Origin of the sequence: Halosimplex halobium, from assembly GCF_051414055.1 — an archaeon.
Classification (GTDB): Archaea; Halobacteriota; Halobacteria; order Halobacteriales; family Haloarculaceae; genus Halosimplex; species Halosimplex halobium.
On record NZ_JBLKNX010000018.1, the window covers coordinates 63733 to 78674 of the forward strand.

14 protein-coding genes and 1 pseudogene are annotated in these 14942 nt (G+C 69.7%); 6 read left to right on the forward strand and 9 right to left on the reverse strand.

Translation table 11 applies throughout. The features are described from left to right. Positions 1-611 precede the first annotated feature (611 nt). The 5 genes from ACMGFG_RS18410 to ACMGFG_RS18430 all read left to right on the forward strand — a co-directional run bounded on the left by ACMGFG_RS18410 (position 612) and on the right by ACMGFG_RS18430 (position 4562). Complete coding sequence (locus tag ACMGFG_RS18410; protein WP_006882467.1) at positions 612-1253, forward strand: Era-like GTP-binding protein; 642 nt, start codon at positions 612-614, stop codon at positions 1251-1253. Between the two features lie 5 nt (positions 1254-1258). Further along, complete coding sequence (locus tag ACMGFG_RS18415) at positions 1259-1648, forward strand: DUF2073 domain-containing protein (RefSeq protein WP_123535269.1); 390 nt, start codon at positions 1259-1261, stop codon at positions 1646-1648. A gap of 7 nt (positions 1649-1655) precedes the next feature. Then, positions 1656-2549, forward strand: a complete 894-nt coding sequence (locus ACMGFG_RS18420) for a Zn-ribbon domain-containing protein (protein ID WP_436931776.1) — start codon at positions 1656-1658, stop codon at positions 2547-2549. Between the two features lie 133 nt (positions 2550-2682). After that, entirely contained in the window at positions 2683-4203 is a 1521-nt protein-coding gene (locus tag ACMGFG_RS18425; RefSeq protein ID WP_436931777.1) for an aldehyde dehydrogenase family protein, read from the forward strand. A gap of 230 nt (positions 4204-4433) precedes the next feature. After that, positions 4434-4562 (forward strand): hypothetical protein, encoded by a 129-nt coding sequence (locus ACMGFG_RS18430; protein ID WP_436931778.1) that lies wholly within the window; start codon positions 4434-4436, stop codon positions 4560-4562. Between the two features lie 96 nt (positions 4563-4658). Here ACMGFG_RS18430 and mdh read toward each other — a convergent pair whose 3' ends face one another. Next, positions 4659-5582 carry a malate dehydrogenase gene (gene mdh / locus ACMGFG_RS18435; protein ID WP_436931779.1) on the reverse strand — a complete coding sequence of 308 codons (924 nt, stop codon included), beginning with the start codon at positions 5580-5582 and terminating at the stop codon, positions 4659-4661. 173 nt (positions 5583-5755) lie between these two features. Between mdh and ACMGFG_RS18440 the strand changes: the two genes are divergently transcribed. Next, positions 5756-6619: an Sjogren's syndrome/scleroderma autoantigen 1 family protein gene (locus tag ACMGFG_RS18440; protein ID WP_436931780.1), complete on the forward strand. Its 864-nt coding sequence runs from the start codon at positions 5756-5758 to the stop codon at positions 6617-6619. Positions 6620-6714: 95 nt separating this feature from the next. Here the strand turns inward: ACMGFG_RS18440 and ACMGFG_RS18445 are convergent, their stop codons facing one another. The 8 genes and pseudogenes from ACMGFG_RS18445 to ACMGFG_RS18480 form a co-directional block, all read right to left on the reverse strand. After that, positions 6715-7257 carry a redoxin domain-containing protein gene (locus tag ACMGFG_RS18445; protein WP_436931781.1) on the reverse strand — a complete coding sequence of 181 codons (543 nt, stop codon included), beginning with the start codon at positions 7255-7257 and terminating at the stop codon, positions 6715-6717. Positions 7258-7389: 132 nt separating this feature from the next. Beyond that, positions 7390-9978: a DEAD/DEAH box helicase gene (locus ACMGFG_RS18450; protein WP_436931782.1), complete on the reverse strand. Its 2589-nt coding sequence runs from the start codon at positions 9976-9978 to the stop codon at positions 7390-7392. Between the two features lie 87 nt (positions 9979-10065). Beyond that, on the reverse strand, positions 10066-10395 hold the full coding sequence (locus ACMGFG_RS18455; RefSeq protein WP_436931783.1) for a DUF8593 domain-containing protein: 330 nt from the start codon (positions 10393-10395) through the stop codon (positions 10066-10068). Positions 10396-10535: 140 nt separating this feature from the next. Then, positions 10536-11117: a dolichol kinase gene (locus tag ACMGFG_RS18460; RefSeq protein WP_436931784.1), complete on the reverse strand. Its 582-nt coding sequence runs from the start codon at positions 11115-11117 to the stop codon at positions 10536-10538. Between the two features lie 34 nt (positions 11118-11151). Next, positions 11152-12984, reverse strand: coding sequence for a glycine--tRNA ligase (gene glyS, locus ACMGFG_RS18465; protein ID WP_436931785.1), 1833 nt, complete (start codon positions 12982-12984; stop codon positions 11152-11154). Further along, positions 12981-13829: a CBS domain-containing protein gene (locus ACMGFG_RS18470; protein ID WP_436931786.1), complete on the reverse strand. Its 849-nt coding sequence runs from the start codon at positions 13827-13829 to the stop codon at positions 12981-12983. The genes glyS and ACMGFG_RS18470 overlap by 4 nt, the downstream gene beginning before the upstream one ends. Positions 13830-13997: 168 nt before the next feature. After that, positions 13998-14456, reverse strand: a complete 459-nt coding sequence (locus ACMGFG_RS18475; protein ID WP_436931787.1) for a winged helix-turn-helix transcriptional regulator — start codon at positions 14454-14456, stop codon at positions 13998-14000. Between the two features lie 13 nt (positions 14457-14469). Next, positions 14470-14904: pseudogene (locus ACMGFG_RS18480) on the reverse strand (P-II family nitrogen regulator); the annotation flags it as partial. Between the last annotated feature and the right edge of the window lie 38 nt (positions 14905-14942).

A 14942-nucleotide genomic window follows, 5' to 3' on the forward strand; every position in this document is an offset into this window, starting at 1 on the left:
AAAACCAAACCCGCACCAGAGAGAAAACAATATTTCGTCTACGTTCGTGTCTAGTTGTAGAGGATCTATACCCTCTAGTTATCCTGAAATCACCACAGGTTATTCTAGACAAATCTAGAATGACCGACACGCATCCGATTCCGACCCCGAAGTAGCAACGGGTTCGACCGCTCCTCGAACCACCCCCACGGGCGGCCCCCGTTCCAGTTGAAACGAAGGGGTGGGGGTCGGGTTTCCGCCCGTCGAATCGTCCGATCCCAGCTCGTTCGGTCACCGGAGCGGTCGGTCAACCATCCGAACCGGTCTCGGCAACCGTTCGACCCGTTCTCGCCCAACCGTCGGACCCGTTCTCAGTCGACATTCCGGACCGCTCCTCGGCGGGCGGTCCCTTCTGGTCTCCGTCCGATACCCAGACTGGTGGCTTCCTGCTGTAGTCGCGGTTGACCCGGAAAGAGCGGCAGTCGCGGCCGACTCCGTAAATCAGCGGAAGGGACCGTAAATCGAGCGAATCCCTCCGTTCTATCCGGATATTTATATATGTCTGACGTAGGCTTAAGTGAGTCGGAGCGGCTTATTCGCTCAGATGCGCCGCCGCGGCGCAGGAGGATAGGATGGGACTGTTCACAGAGCTCAAAGACAGCATTTCGAGGGCGGCGTCGACGCTGTTCTCGGAGGAGGACCCGAAACGTATCGGCATCTACGGCCCGCCGAACGCGGGGAAGACGACGCTGGCCAACCGCATCGCCCGGGACTGGACCGGCGACGCGGTCGGCCCGGAGAGTCACGTTCCCCACGAGACGCGCCGGGCTCGCAGGAAGGAAGACGTCGAGATCGAGCGCGACGGCAAGACGGTCAACATCGACATCGTCGACACGCCTGGCGTGACGACGAAGGTCGACTACACGGAGTTTCTCGAACACGACATGGAGAAAGACGACGCGGTCCGCCGCTCGCGGGAGGCGACGGAGGGCGTCGCGGAGGCGATGCACTGGCTCCGGGAGGACGTCGACGGGGTCATCTACGTGCTCGACTCCACGGAGGACCCGTTCACCCAGGTCAACACGATGCTCATCGGGATCATCGAGAGCCAGGACCTGCCCGTGCTGATCCTGGCGAACAAGATCGACCTGGAGGAGTCGTCGGTCCAGCGGATCCGCAACGCGTTCCCGCAACACGAGACGACGGAGCTGTCGGCCCTCGAAGGTGACAACATGGACGAAGTGTACGACCAGATCGCGGAGTACTTCGGGTGACAACCATGGCCGAAGCCAAACACCCCGAAGACGAAGACGGAGTGCAGATCGACCTGATCAGCGCCGAGCGCATGGACGGCAAGACGACGATGGAGAAGATCCGGATGATCCTCGACGGCGTCCGGGACAACAACATCGTCATCCTCGAGGCCGGCCTCACGCCCGACGAGGAGTCGCGGCTCATCGAGGTCACCATGACCGAGATCAGCCCCGACGAGTTCAACGGCATCGAGATCGAGACCTACCCCAAGTCCCAGGCCGACGACTCGAGCCTGCTCGGCCGCCTCATGGGCAAGGAGGAGACCAAGAAGCTCACGGTGATCGGGCCGGCCAACCAGATCGAGACGCTCCACAAGGACGAAACTCTCATCAGCGCGCTCGTCTCGCGGAAATAGCCAAGGTATGCCCCACCAGTGTACGAACTGCGACCGGACGTTCGCCGACGGCTCCAAGGAGATGCTGTCGGGGTGTCCGGAGTGTGGCGGCACGAAGTTCCAGTTCCGCCCCGACGGCTTCGACGACTCGCCCGGCGACGACGCGAGCAGTTCGACTGGTCCGGACGACGGCGGGGCTCCCGGTTCGACGCCGGACTCGCCGCCGGAGCCGACGGATCGGCCGGGCGACTCCGTGAGCCGGACGGTCGGCAACGCCGCCGCGACGGTCCGGGACCTGGTCGGCGGTTCGGCCGGCAGCGACGCCACCGAGGCGCGCCCCCCGGCGGAGTCCGGGGCGGCCGAGACGAGTTCGGCGGCGACTGCCGATACCTCCGACCCCGCGAACGCGCCCGACCCGGCAGATGCCCCTGACCCCGCGGACGGACTGGCGGGCGGGGACGACGATATCATCGTCGCGGAGTCCGACCCCGGGACCGAGGACACCGCCCAGGCCGACGCGCGCAGCCAGCTGGTCGACCCCGACGAGATGCCCGATAGCGAGGGGTTCGAGGCGGCGGACAGCGACGACGCGACCGCCGAGACCAGCGAGGTCGACACCCCGATAGCGAACGGAGACGCGGCGGCCGGCGAACCCGCCGACGGGCAGGACGCCGAGCGCGCCGAGGAACCCGACCGCCCGGTCGCCGAACAGCCGGACGCCGAACGGGCCGACCGGCCGGACCTCGCCGAACTCCGCGAGGAACTCAACGACCAGTTCGAGAGCATCCGCGTCGTCGAGCCCGGTCAGTACGAACTCAACCTGATGGAGCTGTACGACCGCGAGGAGTACATCATCGCGCTCCAGGAAGACGGGCGCTACAGCATCCAGGTGCCCGAGACCTGGCGCCAGGCCGACGCCTGAGCCCCCTCCTGCGCCGCACCCCCGCTTTCGACTCGACTGTCCTCTCCCGACTATCGGTCCCGGCCGCGATATCACCTGCCGAAACCGCGTAACCATCACGATCTTTTTGCCTGCTTACCGAGTACGCTAGCGCATGGCACACCAGGAGACAGACCCGTCGGAGGGGTCGCTCTCCATCGAGAGCGACTGGGGAGTCCAGTACGTCGACGGCGAGTGGCTCGACCGGGGTGACCGCGACGGTATCGAGGTCGTCGACCCGTCGACCCGGGAGCCGGCCGCGACGGTCCCCGCGGGCACCTCCGACGACATCGACCGGGCGTTCGAAGCGGCCGCCGCCGCTCAGCCCGAGTGGGCCGACACGCCGCCCCACCGGCGGGCGTCGGTACTCCGGGGATTCGTCGACGCCGTCGACGACTACTTCGAGGATTTCGTGGCGCTTCTGACCGCCGAGTCGGGGAGCACCGCGACGAAGGCGAAGTTCGAGGTGATGACGGCGAAGGGGATGGCACAGGAGGCCGCGAGTCTTCCCACCCGCCTCTCCGGGGAGTACCGCGACTCGCTGATCGCGGGGAAGGACAACCAGGTCAAGCGGGTCCCCGCGGGGGTCGTCGCGGTCATCACGCCGTGGAACTTCCCGCTGAGTCTCGCGGTCCGCGCGGTCGCGCCGGCGCTCGCGCTCGGCAACGCCGTCGTCCTCAAACCCGCACCGGCCACGCCGGTCTCCGGCGGGCTCGCCCTCGCCCGGCTGTTCGAGGAGTCGGGACTCGACCCGGGGCTGCTCAACGTCGTCACTGGCCGGGACGACGAGATCGGGGATCCCGTGTCGGGTCACGCCGAGGCCGACGTGGTCGCGTTCACCGGCTCCACCGAGGTGGGCACCCGCGTCGGCAAGCGGGCGGTCGACTCGATGGCGCTCCCCGCGCTCGAACTCGGGGGCAACGCGCCGTTCGTCGTCCTCGCCGACGCAGACCTCGACCGGGCGGTCGACGCGGCCGTCTACGGCACCGTCTACCACAGCGGCCAGGCCTGCATCTCGATCAACCGCCACCTCGTCCACGAGTCGCTGGTCGACGAGTACGTCGACCGGCTGACCGACCGCCTCGAAGCGCTTCCGGCCGGGAGCGCCCACGACGAGGACACCGTCGTCGGCCCGCTCGTCGACGAGCGCCAGCGCGACAGCGTCCTCGGATTCGTCGAGGATACCGTCGACGCCGGCGCCGCACTCGAAACGGGGGGCGAACCCGTTGCGACCGAGGACCTCGACGCGGACGAGTCGCTCGTGGTCGCCCCGACCGTCCTCTCGGGAGTGACCAACGACATGCCCGCGGCGTGTGACGAGCACTTCGGCCCGGTCGCGCCCGTGATCGCGTTCGCGGACGACGACGAGGCCGTCGAACTGGCCAACGACACCGAGTACGGCCTCGCGGCCGCGGTCTTCGGCGGCGACCTCGGCCGCGCGGAGGGGGTCGCCGACCGGGTCGACGCCGGGATGGTCCACGTCAACGACCAGCCGATCAACGAGGAACCGCACGTCCCGTTCGGCGGGACGAAGGCCTCGGGGATCGGCCGCTACAACGGCGAGGCGGCGCTCCGGGAGTTCACCGAGCCCAAGTGGGTATCCGTCCAGCGCGAACCGCGCCGGTACCCGTTCTGAGCGCGGTGGACGAACACGCTCCGGGAGCAGGGTCGAACACGCTTTGGGAGCAGGGTCGAACACGGTTCGAGAGCAGGGCCGTGACGCTTCGGGAGCAGGGGCGGACCCCGTCCAGCGAACAGATTCGGGACGGGGATCAACCGCCGACCCGCTGCCGTCCGGCGGTCACGCGTGCAGGCACAATCGTTATACTCTCGGCCGTCGATACTCGTCCCAACGGAGGGGTACCCGTGACTCGCCAGCGATCGCACCTCGAGGAGTGGGCCTCACTGCTCGACGAGCGAGTGTCCGACGACGCACTCGACGAGGGGCGCCGCGAGCGCCGAACCGACCGGCCGGATCCCCAGCGGGGCGGTTGACCCCGGTGCCCGGCCGAATCCCGGTGTTCGGCCGGCCGGGATTCGGCCGTCAGGTTCGCCCCGATCCGACCCGCCTCGCCCGCCGGAGTCCGCCGGTCACTCCTCGCTCGTCATCCGCCCGTACTGGTCGGAGAGCTTCTCGGCCGCGTCGTCCATCAGGTCGCGTTCGTACTCGGAGAGTTCCCACTCGACGACCTCCTCGACGCCGTCGGACCCGAGCTTGACTGGGACGCCGAAGGCCGTGTCGTCGTAGCCGAACTCGCCGTCGAGGGCGACCGAGCAGGGGAGCACCTCGCCGGTGTCCCGGAGGATGGCCTCGACGGTGTGGGCGACGCCCGTCGCGGGGCCCCACTGGGTCGCGCCCTTCCGCTCGATGACGTCCATCGCCGACTCCTGGAGGTCTTCGAGGATCTCCTCGCGCTCGTCGGCGGAAAAGTCGGGGTCGCGGCCGTCGACGCGGACCTTCGAGAAGACGGGGACCTGCGCGTCGCCGTGCTCGCCGAGGATCGTCGCCTCGACGTTGCCGACCTGCGTGTCGAACCGCTCGGAGAGGACGTAGCGAAAGCGCGCGGAGTCGAGCCGGCCGCCGAAGCCGACCACCTTCTCGCGAGCCCGGTCGCCCGTCTCGTAGAGGTGGCGGTTGAGCAGGTCGACGGGGTTCGAGGTCGTCACCGTCACGAAGTCGTCGTTGTGCTCGGCCAGCGAGGAGCCGATGTCCTCCATGATCGGCGCGTTGTCGCCCGCCAGGTCGATGCGGGTCTGGCCGGGCGACCGCGGGATGCCGGCCGTGATGACCACCACGTCCGAGCCGGCGGTGTCCTCGTAGGTGCCCTGCCGGACGGTCGTGTTCGAGTCGTAGGCGACGCCGTGGTTGGTGTCGGCCGCCTGGCCTACCGTCTCGTCTTCCTTGTCCGGGATGTCCACGAACACCAGCTCGTCGACGATGTCCCGGAGCGCAAGGTTGTACCCCGCTGCCGCCCCGACGGTGCCTGCCGCACCGACGATGCTGACTTTCGTCATATCACGTGATCTGTTCCCACGTTCCGGGGGTAAAAGTATCGAAACCCGTCCGCTGGGGCCGTCGTTCGTCCATTCTGTGTTCGACAGGTGTCGATAACGACGGCGAACGGTCGGGCCGTCGCTCGGGCGGCCGTGGCGACGGCCTTTTTGGGAGCGGCCGGTATCCTACGGGTATGAGCGACTTCGACAAGGAGGCCGAACGGGAGCGGCTCCGCGAAAAGTACGAACAGGACAAACAGAAGCGGGAGGCCAGCGAGCGGATGAGCGATCTGTTGCTGAAGGGCGCGACGATGACCAACGCCCACTGCAACGACTGCGGCGACCCCATCTTCCGCTACGACGGCGACGAGTTCTGCCCCACCTGCCAGCGCGTGGTCACGAACGACGAGGCCGTCGAGGAGGCCGCCGAGGACGACGGACAGGTCGACGAGCCCGTCCAGACACCCGACGAGGGCGCCACGGCCGACACAGGGGGGGCCGACCAGGGCGCCGCCGACGCGGGCGACACGAGCGCCGATCGACCTGCGGAGGCCCAGAACGGCGACACGCCCGGTCACATCGAGATCAAACAGCCCGACGGGCCCGCGGTCCGGACCGGCGCCGACGACTCCGGGAGCGACCAGTCGCGCGCCCAGGAGTCGAACGCGGACGCCGGTCAGCGGAACGCGGACACCGGTCAGCCGACGGACACCGGCCAGTCCGCGAACGCCGACCGGCCGACGGGCACGGAACAGCCGAACCAGCGCCGGCAGAGCCAGCACCAGCAGGACCAGCGACAGCCGCCCCAGTCGGGAGGTCGGGCCGGTCAGTCGCAGGAGCGTCGGTCCCGGACCCCGTCGCCGTCCGAACCGGCGGACGCTCCGGTCGCCGGCGAGTCGGACGACGAGTTCGGTGCAGCCCGCGCGTCGCTGGTCCGGACGCTCCGCAAGCAGGCCGAGCGCGCGGAGAACTGCGAGGACCCCCGTCGCGCCCGCGACCACCTCGCGGCCGCGCGCGAGGCGGCCGAGGCCCTCGGCGCGCTCTCGGGGTCGTACTGAGACGCGCCGTCACACCGCGAAGAATTTCCCCACCACGAACGACCGTCCGGAGAACCTCTCCACCGCGGGTTCCCCCTTCCCGCGGATCTCCGTCCTCACGTCCCGAGCGCGTCCCGGGCGGCGTCGAGCGCTTCCTCTGGGCCCGGACACTCCTGGAGGGTCTCGCCGCCCTCGGTGTGGACGAGTCGCGGGAACTGCTGGCGGGTGTCGAGGACGCCGATCCCCGGCAGCGTGTCGACGCCGACTTCGATGTCCGCGAAGGCGTCGAACCGCGGCGTCCCGTCGGTCATCGCCGTCGCCGCCCCGGCGTCGGCGCCGGCGCCGGCGTCGGCGGCCGGGCCCTCCGAGGAGTCGGCGAGGACGGGATAGGTCAGGTCGTAGCGGCGCCGCCAGTAGCCGGCCCGCTCGGCGGTGTCCGGGAGCGCGCCGACGACGGCCACGTCCTCGGCGGCGAACTCGTCGAACGCCTCGCTGTAGGCCGTGGCGCGCTCGCGGGATACCTGACAGTAGTGGTCTCGCAACAGGAGCACGACCACGGCGTCGAACTCGGCCGCGAGGTCCTCGCTCGCGACCGTATCCGGCCCTGGTCCCCCGTTCGGCAACTCGAACCTGACGATCCATTGCATGCCGTCGCTCATCTGTAGCCCCCTGCTGTCGTCGGCTTCGAACCCAGGGGTAATCGTTGTTCGGATTGTTCAAAATCTCGACTCGAAACGAAGGGGTGCTCGGACCGGGATACCGCAGTCGGGTCCGGCGGTCGACCGCCGGGATCAGCCGTCGTAGTCGCTTCCCACCACTTCGCGGATACGTTCGGCGGTGACCTCGCCGACGCCGTCGGCCGCCGTGAGCTCGTCGGCGTCGGCGGTCATCACCGCCTCGACGCTGCCGAACTCCGCGAGCAGGGACTCGGCGGTCACCGGTCCCACCTCGGCGACGCTGCCGACGACGTACTCCTGCTGTTCGGCCAGCGTCTTCGAGCTCTTCTCGCCGTGGACGCTGACGGTCCGGTCCTCCTCTTCCTGCTCGCGGCTCGCGACGGTCGCCAGCAGGTCCCTCGTCTCCCCCTCGTCGCTCGTCCGGAGGACGCTCGCGCCGAAGTCGACGGCGATGGAGGCCAGCGCCCCGTGGATCGCGTTGGGGTGGACGTTGCGCTCGCCGTAGAGGTCCTCGCCCTCGATGACGACGACCGGCCGGGCGTAGTAGCGGGCGGCGTCGGTGAGCTGCTCGAACAGCGAGCGCTCGTCGCCGCCGGTCAGCGTGTCGAGGAAGTCCGCGACGGTCTTGCGCTCGACGACCACCCGGTCGGAGAGCACGTAGTCGCCGACCGCCAGCGTCTCCAGACGCGTCTCCACCCCGTCCTGCCGCGAGAGGTCCTTCGCGATCGACGCGTCGAGTTCCCGCTGGTCGACGACGACCTCGACGGTCTCGTCGTCCGCGCTCGCGGTCGCCACTTCCCCGTCGGGCTCGTCGCGGTCGGCGGAGTCGTCGCCGCTCTCGTCCGGGTCCGCTTCCCCCGCGAACGCGTCGAGTCCCGCCTGGCCATCGTCGTCACCGCCGGTATTGTCGCCATCGGTGTCGCCGCCGGCGCCCTCACCGCCGCCGACGGACGGCTGCGAGGCGGTTGCGGACTCCTCCGGTTCGGCTTCGGCTCCCTCCGCCTCGGTTGCGTCGTCCTCCGACCCGGTTGCGACCTCCTCACCGTCGCTCGCCGCTTCGCCCCCCGTTTCGTGTGGAGCCGGCTGATCGCCGGGTATCTCCTCCGCGCCGGCCGCGGCGAACTCGTCCATCCCGGTCTGGGTGAGTTCGCTCTCGATCTCGCCGGCCATCGACTTCAGCGAGCGCAGCTCCTCCTCCATGCGCTTCTGGTCGTTGCGCGCCTTCCAGAAGTACGCCTCGTCGCGGGTGTCCTCCGCGAGCAGCACCGACACCGCGCCCTCGGTCTGGCGGCCGGTCCGCCCTTTCCGCTGGATCGCGCGGATGGCGGTCGGGACGGGCTCGTAGAACAGCACCAGGTCGACCTCCGGCACGTCCAGCCCCTCCTCGGCGACGGACGTGGAGACGAGCACCTCGAACTCCCCGGCGCGGAACTCGTCTAGCGTCTCCTGCTGTTCGTTCTGGGTCATCCCGTCGCTGCCCTCGGTGTCGGACTGGCCGACGAACTTGCGGGTCTGGAAGTGCTCGCCGAGGAAATCCGTCAGCGTCTCCGCGGTGTCGCGCGATTCGGTGAAGACGATGACCCGCTCGCCGTCCTCGATGCCGAGCGTCTGGGCGATCAGCATCCGCGTCCGCCGGAACTTCGGGTGCAGGTCGTCGTACTCCTCCGCGCGGCGGATCGCCTCCCGGACCTTGGGCTCGGAGACCATCCGCTGGTCGGCCTTCGACGCGCCCGACGAACGGGCGGCCTGCTTCTGCCGCTCGAAGTACCGCCGGAGGCTCTCGACGCTCTGTGTCTCGGCGTACGTGACGGCGGTCCGGAGTTTTCGCACCTCCGCGAGGAGGCTCATCCCCTCGTAGCCCTCCGACTGGTCGTTGTTCATCAGGTCCCGGAGCTTGCCCTGGATCTTCTGGATCTCGCGCTCGGACACGTCGGGCTTGCTCGTGTTCGTGACGCCCAACTCGCGCAGTTTCGAGAGCCGGTCCTCGATGACGTCGTTGATCGCGTCGCGGATCTCGATCACCGTCTCCGGGAGCTCGACGCGCTCCCAGTCGACGGTGGTCTCGTGGGTGTAGGCGGCCACGTCGGCGTCGTCCTCGGTCATCACCTCGACCTGGGCGAGCCCGAGGTTGCCGCAGACCTCGAGGATGGCCTCCTCGTCGTCGCCGGGGGAGGCGCTCATCCCGGTCGCCAGCGGGTCGCGGGCCTCGTCGTGGTAGCGCTCGGCGATGTAGTTGTACGCGTAGTCGCCGGTCGCGCGGTGGCACTCGTCGAAGGTGCAGTGGACCACGTCGGTCAGGTCGACCCGGTTCCCGACGAGGTCGTTCTCGACGACCTCGGGGGTCGCGACGACGACCCGGGCGCCCGACCACAGGTCCGCGCGGTCGTCGGGCCGGGTGTCGCCGGTGTAGACGACGATCTCGTCGTCGGGTACCTCCAGCGCCTCGCGGTAGAACTCGGCGTGCTGGGTGACCAGCGGCTTGGTCGGCGCGAGCAGCAGGGACTTGTTGACGGCGTCGCCGGCCAGCCGCTCGGCGGTGACCAGCAGGCTCACCGTCGTCTTGCCGAGGCCGGTCGGGAGACAGACCAGGGTGTGGGTCTCCAGGGCCGCGTCGGCCAGCTTTCGCTGGTAGGTCCGGTCCTCGAGGAAGCCGTCCACGAGGAGCGGCCCCGACACCCCCTCGGCCTCGTCGGTCGTCGCCATTTGTCCGTGGTTGGCCCCGCCGCCCGATAAGGCTTCAGGTACCGCGGCGGAACTGAAACGTGGGTGTTCGCCGTCTCACGTCCCGATTCACGTCGCGCTGACCAGCCGCAGTTCCTCGCCGTCCTCGCTCTCTTCGAGCCGGGCGTTCGGGAGGGTACAGGGCCACTCGTCGTAGGCGACGGGGAGGTCGCTGTCGCCCGCCCGCCACCGGTCGTAGTCCACGTCCTCCCAGTTGCGGTCGTAGTCGGCGCGGTCGCCCCAGCCCAGCCCGTCCCAGGTGTTCCGGTCGATCTCCGGCGAGGGTTCGAGGTAGAACTCCCCGCGCTCGGCGTCGAAGTCGACGACGGTCCCGATCGGCTTCCCGCGGTCGCGGACGACCGTCCCGAGGTAGTCCTGCCAGTCCGGGTCGTCGAGCATACCCGGGCTTGCCGGGCGCGACCGATGAACGGCGGGCCTGCCGTGGCAAGCCTCGCAGTCGCGTGACGGATCACCCGCGGTCGATCCGCTCGGACTGCTCGTGGTCGCGCCCGACGGACACGCCGACCGCGACCGGCCACTCAGAGCGGGCTGGCGGGGAGGAACTCGACGGCGAGGGCCATCGCGACGGCGCTGGCGACGGGGATCGAGAGGTTGTCGTCGATGACGTAGCCGCGGATCACGGGCTTGATGCCGTCGGCGACAGTGGCGGCGGCGCCCCCGAGGACGGCCGCCAGGGGCGTGACGAACGGGACCGCCAGCAGCGTCGCGACGGCGAAGGTGACCAGCAGGACGGTCACCTCCTTGGCGGCGCGCAACTCGCCCGAGCCCAGCAGCCCCGAAACGGGGTCGGCGACGGTCAGCATCAGGATGGCGGGCACGGCGATGGTCGGCTCGAACGCGAGCGCCACCGCCGCCATACTGAACACTGCCAGGAAGTAGCCGGCGAGGTTGTCCTGCTCGTACTCGCGGGTGAGCTTCTCGTAGACCCACCAGTCCAGCCCGACGACCAGCCGGACGACCTCCAGGACCAGCGCGACGAGCAGGCCGCCGATCAGCAGCCCCTGGACGTGGATCCACTCGATCCCCGGCACGAACAGGTACGCGAGCGGCACCGCTGTCCCGCTCGCGTGGACCAGCCGCCGGAGTATCTCGTCGCGCATGGGTGTCGGTCCGCGGCGTCCGCCGCGGCTGGAGCTACAGGTCCGCGAACGCGAGGTCGCCGTCGCGCAGCGCTTCGAGCGTGTCGGCCAGGTCCTCGATCGGGATCCGCCGCTGGGCGGTGGTGTCCCGTTCGCGGACCGTCACGGTGCCGGGCTCGCCCTCGTCGTCGTCGCGGGCCTCGCCGATGGTCGCGTAGTCGACGGTGACGCAGAAGGGGGTGCCGACCTCGTCCTGGCGGCGGTAGCGCCGGCCGATGGCGCCCGAGTCGTCGTAGGCGACCGACAGGCCCCGCTCGCGCAGGTCCGCGGCGACCTCGCGGGCGCGCTCGCCCAGCCCGTCGCGGTCCATCAGCGGGAAGACGCCGACGGTCGTCGGCGCCACCTCCGCGGGGAGTTCGAGGAACGTCCGCTCCTCGCCGTCGACCTCGTCCTCGCGGTAGCAGTGGTCCAGCACCGTGTACAGCGCGCGGTCGATACCCAGCGACGGCTCGACGACGTGGGGCAGGAAGTGCTCGCCCGACTCGGTGACCTCCTCGACGGCGAAGCCGGTCTGGCTCACCGGCACCTCGTACGAGTCGCCGTCGACCTCGACGGTGACGGTGCCCTCGCCGTCGGCGTCTTCCTCGGCCTCGCGGAAGGCGTCGGGGTCTTCGTCGGCGAGGTCCGCCAGCGCGTCGGCCACGTCGCCGGCGGCGCCGCCGAACTCGGGGCCGAGGTAGCTCATGTCGGGGTCGACGGTGGGTCGCTCGACGGTGACCGGCTCGTCGTACTGCCGGAAGACGGTGAAGTCGTCGTCGGAGTACTCGTCGTGTTTCGACAGGTCGTAGTCCGAGCGGTAGGCGAAGCCAGCGAGTTCGATCCAGTCGCCGTCGACCTCGGCCTCGGCGTCCCAGCAGTCCGCGGCGTAGTGGGCCCGCTCGCCGGAGAGGTGCTGGCGGAAGCGGAACCGGTCCATGTCGACGCCGATGGACTCGTACCACTCGGCGGCGACGCCCAGGTAGTAGGCGATCCACGGGTCGGCGACCAGCCCGCGGTCGTGGGCCTCGCGGACGGTGATCTCGAGGGGGTCGCCGTCGTCGTTCTCCTGCTGGTCGATCCCGTAGAAGGGCGCGACCACGTCTTCGACGGACTCCAGATCCGGCCCCTCGTCGCTCTCGGGGTCGACGAACAGCTCGAGTTCGGCCTGGGTGAACTCCCGGACGCGAAGCAGCGACTTCCGGGGGCTGATCTCGTTGCGGTAGGCGCGGCCGATCTGGGTGACGCCGAACGGCAGCTGGTTGCGGGCGTACTCCTTCAGCTGGGGGAACTCGACGAAGATGCCCTGGGCGGTCTCGGGCCGCAGGTAGCCCGGCGAGGAGGAGCCGGGACCAATCGTCGTCTCGAACATGAGGTTGAAGTCCTCGATGGCCTGGCCGGCCAGGGCCGTCCCGCAGGTCGGGCAGACGAGCTCGTACTCGGCGATGATCTCGCCGACCCGGTCGGGGCCGAGGCCCTCCGCTTCCTCGTAGTCGGTGTTGTCCTCGACGACGTGGTCGGCGCGGTGGGACTCGCCGCAGTCGGGACACTCGACGAGCATGTCGTCGAAGCCGTCGAGGTGGCCCGACGCCTCGAAGACGGGTTCGGGCATGACGGTGGGGGCGTCGATCTCCATGTTGCCCTCCCGGACCGTGAACCGGCCGCGCCAGGAGTCCTCGACGTTGTCCTTGAGGCTCGCGCCGTTGGGACCGAACGTGTAGAAGCCGGAGACGCCGCCGTAGGCGCCGGCGCTCTGCAGGAAGAACCCCCGCCGCTTGGCGAGCTCGGTGAGATCGCCGCTCCGGTCGTCGCTCGCGCCGTCCGCGCCGCTCCGCTGCTCGCCCTCGCTCATCGAAGCGCCTCCAGCAGGTCCATGTCCCGGACGACGCCGGTCAGGTCGTCGCCGGAGACCAGCGGGATCTGCTCGATGTCGTGTTCGATCATCAGCTGGGCGGCGTCCTGTGCGGTGCGGCGGCCGCTGATGGTGACCAGGTCGGCGGTCATGAACTCAGAGACGGGACCGGCCGGGATCTCGACGTTGCGGGTGGGCATGTAGCGGGAGCCGACGGCCTTGACGCTCTCCCACTTCCAGTCGTCGTCGTCGGCGGCGAGGCTGTCGCCGGTCTCCTCCTCCCCCTCGACGACGCGGGCCACGTCGATGATGTCGACCTCGGTGATCATCCCGCTGGTCTCGCCGGCGTCGTCGAGCGCGACGCCGTAGGGGGCGTCGGCGTGGGACAGCTCCCGCTCGGCGACGGGCAGGGGCGCCCCCTCGTAGACGCAGTTGACCTCCGACTGGGCGAGCCCCTCGACGGTCACCTCGCCGTCCACGTCGCCGGTGGCGATGGCGCGGACCACGTCGGTGATGGTGACGATGCCCTCCAGCCGCCCGTCGACGACGGGAACCCGCCGGGCGCCCTCGGCGAGCATGAGCTCGGCCAGCTCCGTGAGGCTCGCGTCGGCGCCGGTGGTGGGGACCTCCTCGACGAGCATGGCGAGCTGGTCCTCGTCGGGCTGGTCGATCAGGGCGTCGCGGGAGACGAGGCCGCGGAACTGTTCGCCGTCGTCGCCCTCGGTGACGACCGGGACCGACGAGAACGCCCGCTCCTGGAGGTACTCGAGGACGTCGTCGCGGGTACCGGGCAACTCGACCGTGACGAGGTCCTCGCGGGGCGTCATTACGTCTGCGACGTTCATAGTACAGCGTACTCCCAGCCCCAAATACTAAGACCTTACACTTCACCCCTCGCGGGCTGTCGCCCGCCGGCGAGGCGTCGCCGGGGCTGCAGGTCGGCTCGACGGCGCGACCCGGCGGACCGGAAAACGGCGTCGCCCCGGGCGATCCGGCGGTCGCCCGGTCCCCGCTCAGTCCCCGGCGAGCGGGAGCGGGTCGTTCTCGGCGACGACCTCCAGCACGACGTTCGTGGTGACCGATTCGACCTCCTCGCGGACGAGCAGCTCCTTGATCCGGGCGTTCAGCGACGCCGTGTCGGTGAACTTGCCGACGGCCACCACGTCCTGGCTCCCGGTGACCTCGTAGACGCCGACCATGTTGCGCGCGCCGGCCAGGTCGGCGACGACCGCCTCGATCCCGGAGCCGACCACGTCGAGGTTGAAGACGGCGGTCACCTCGAAGCCGAAGGCGCCGTAGTCGACCTCGGGGCGATAGCCGTCGATGACGCCCGCGTCCTCGAGGGCCTGGACGCGCTTGGTCGCGGTCGCGGTGGCGATCCCGACCCGGTCGGCGAGCTCGTTCGCGCTCGCGCGGCCGTCGGCCAGCAGCGCGTCGACCAGCCGCCTGTCCGTCTCGTCGATGTCGACCATGGCTCTCCGGGCCTCAGACCGCGTCCCGGCCGGTCTTGCCCGTGCGGATCTGCGTGGCGCTCTCGACGGGGAGGACGAACACCTTGCCGTCGCCCTTCTCGCCGGTGTTGGCGCCCTCGACGATGGCGTCGACCACGTCGTCGGCGGGGATGTCCGCGACGACGCACTCGACTTTCACCTTCTGGTGGAGGTCGACGACGTACTCCTCGCCGCGCCACTGGCCCTTCTTCGCCGGCTGGGAGCCGCGGCCGGAGACGTTGGTCACCGTCAGCGACGGGGCGCCGATCTCCGCCAGCGCCTGCTTCACGTCGCCCAGCTTGTCGGGCCGCACCATCGCGACCACCATCTTGATCTCCCCGTCGTTCGGTTCCTCCTCGCCGCCGTCAGAGCGGAGCTCTGACGAGGTCTGATTCTCTTCGCTCTCCAGACCGCCGTCCGTGCGAATCTCGTTGTCGGTCATCGTTGAGTCCGTGTTCGCGTGGTCGT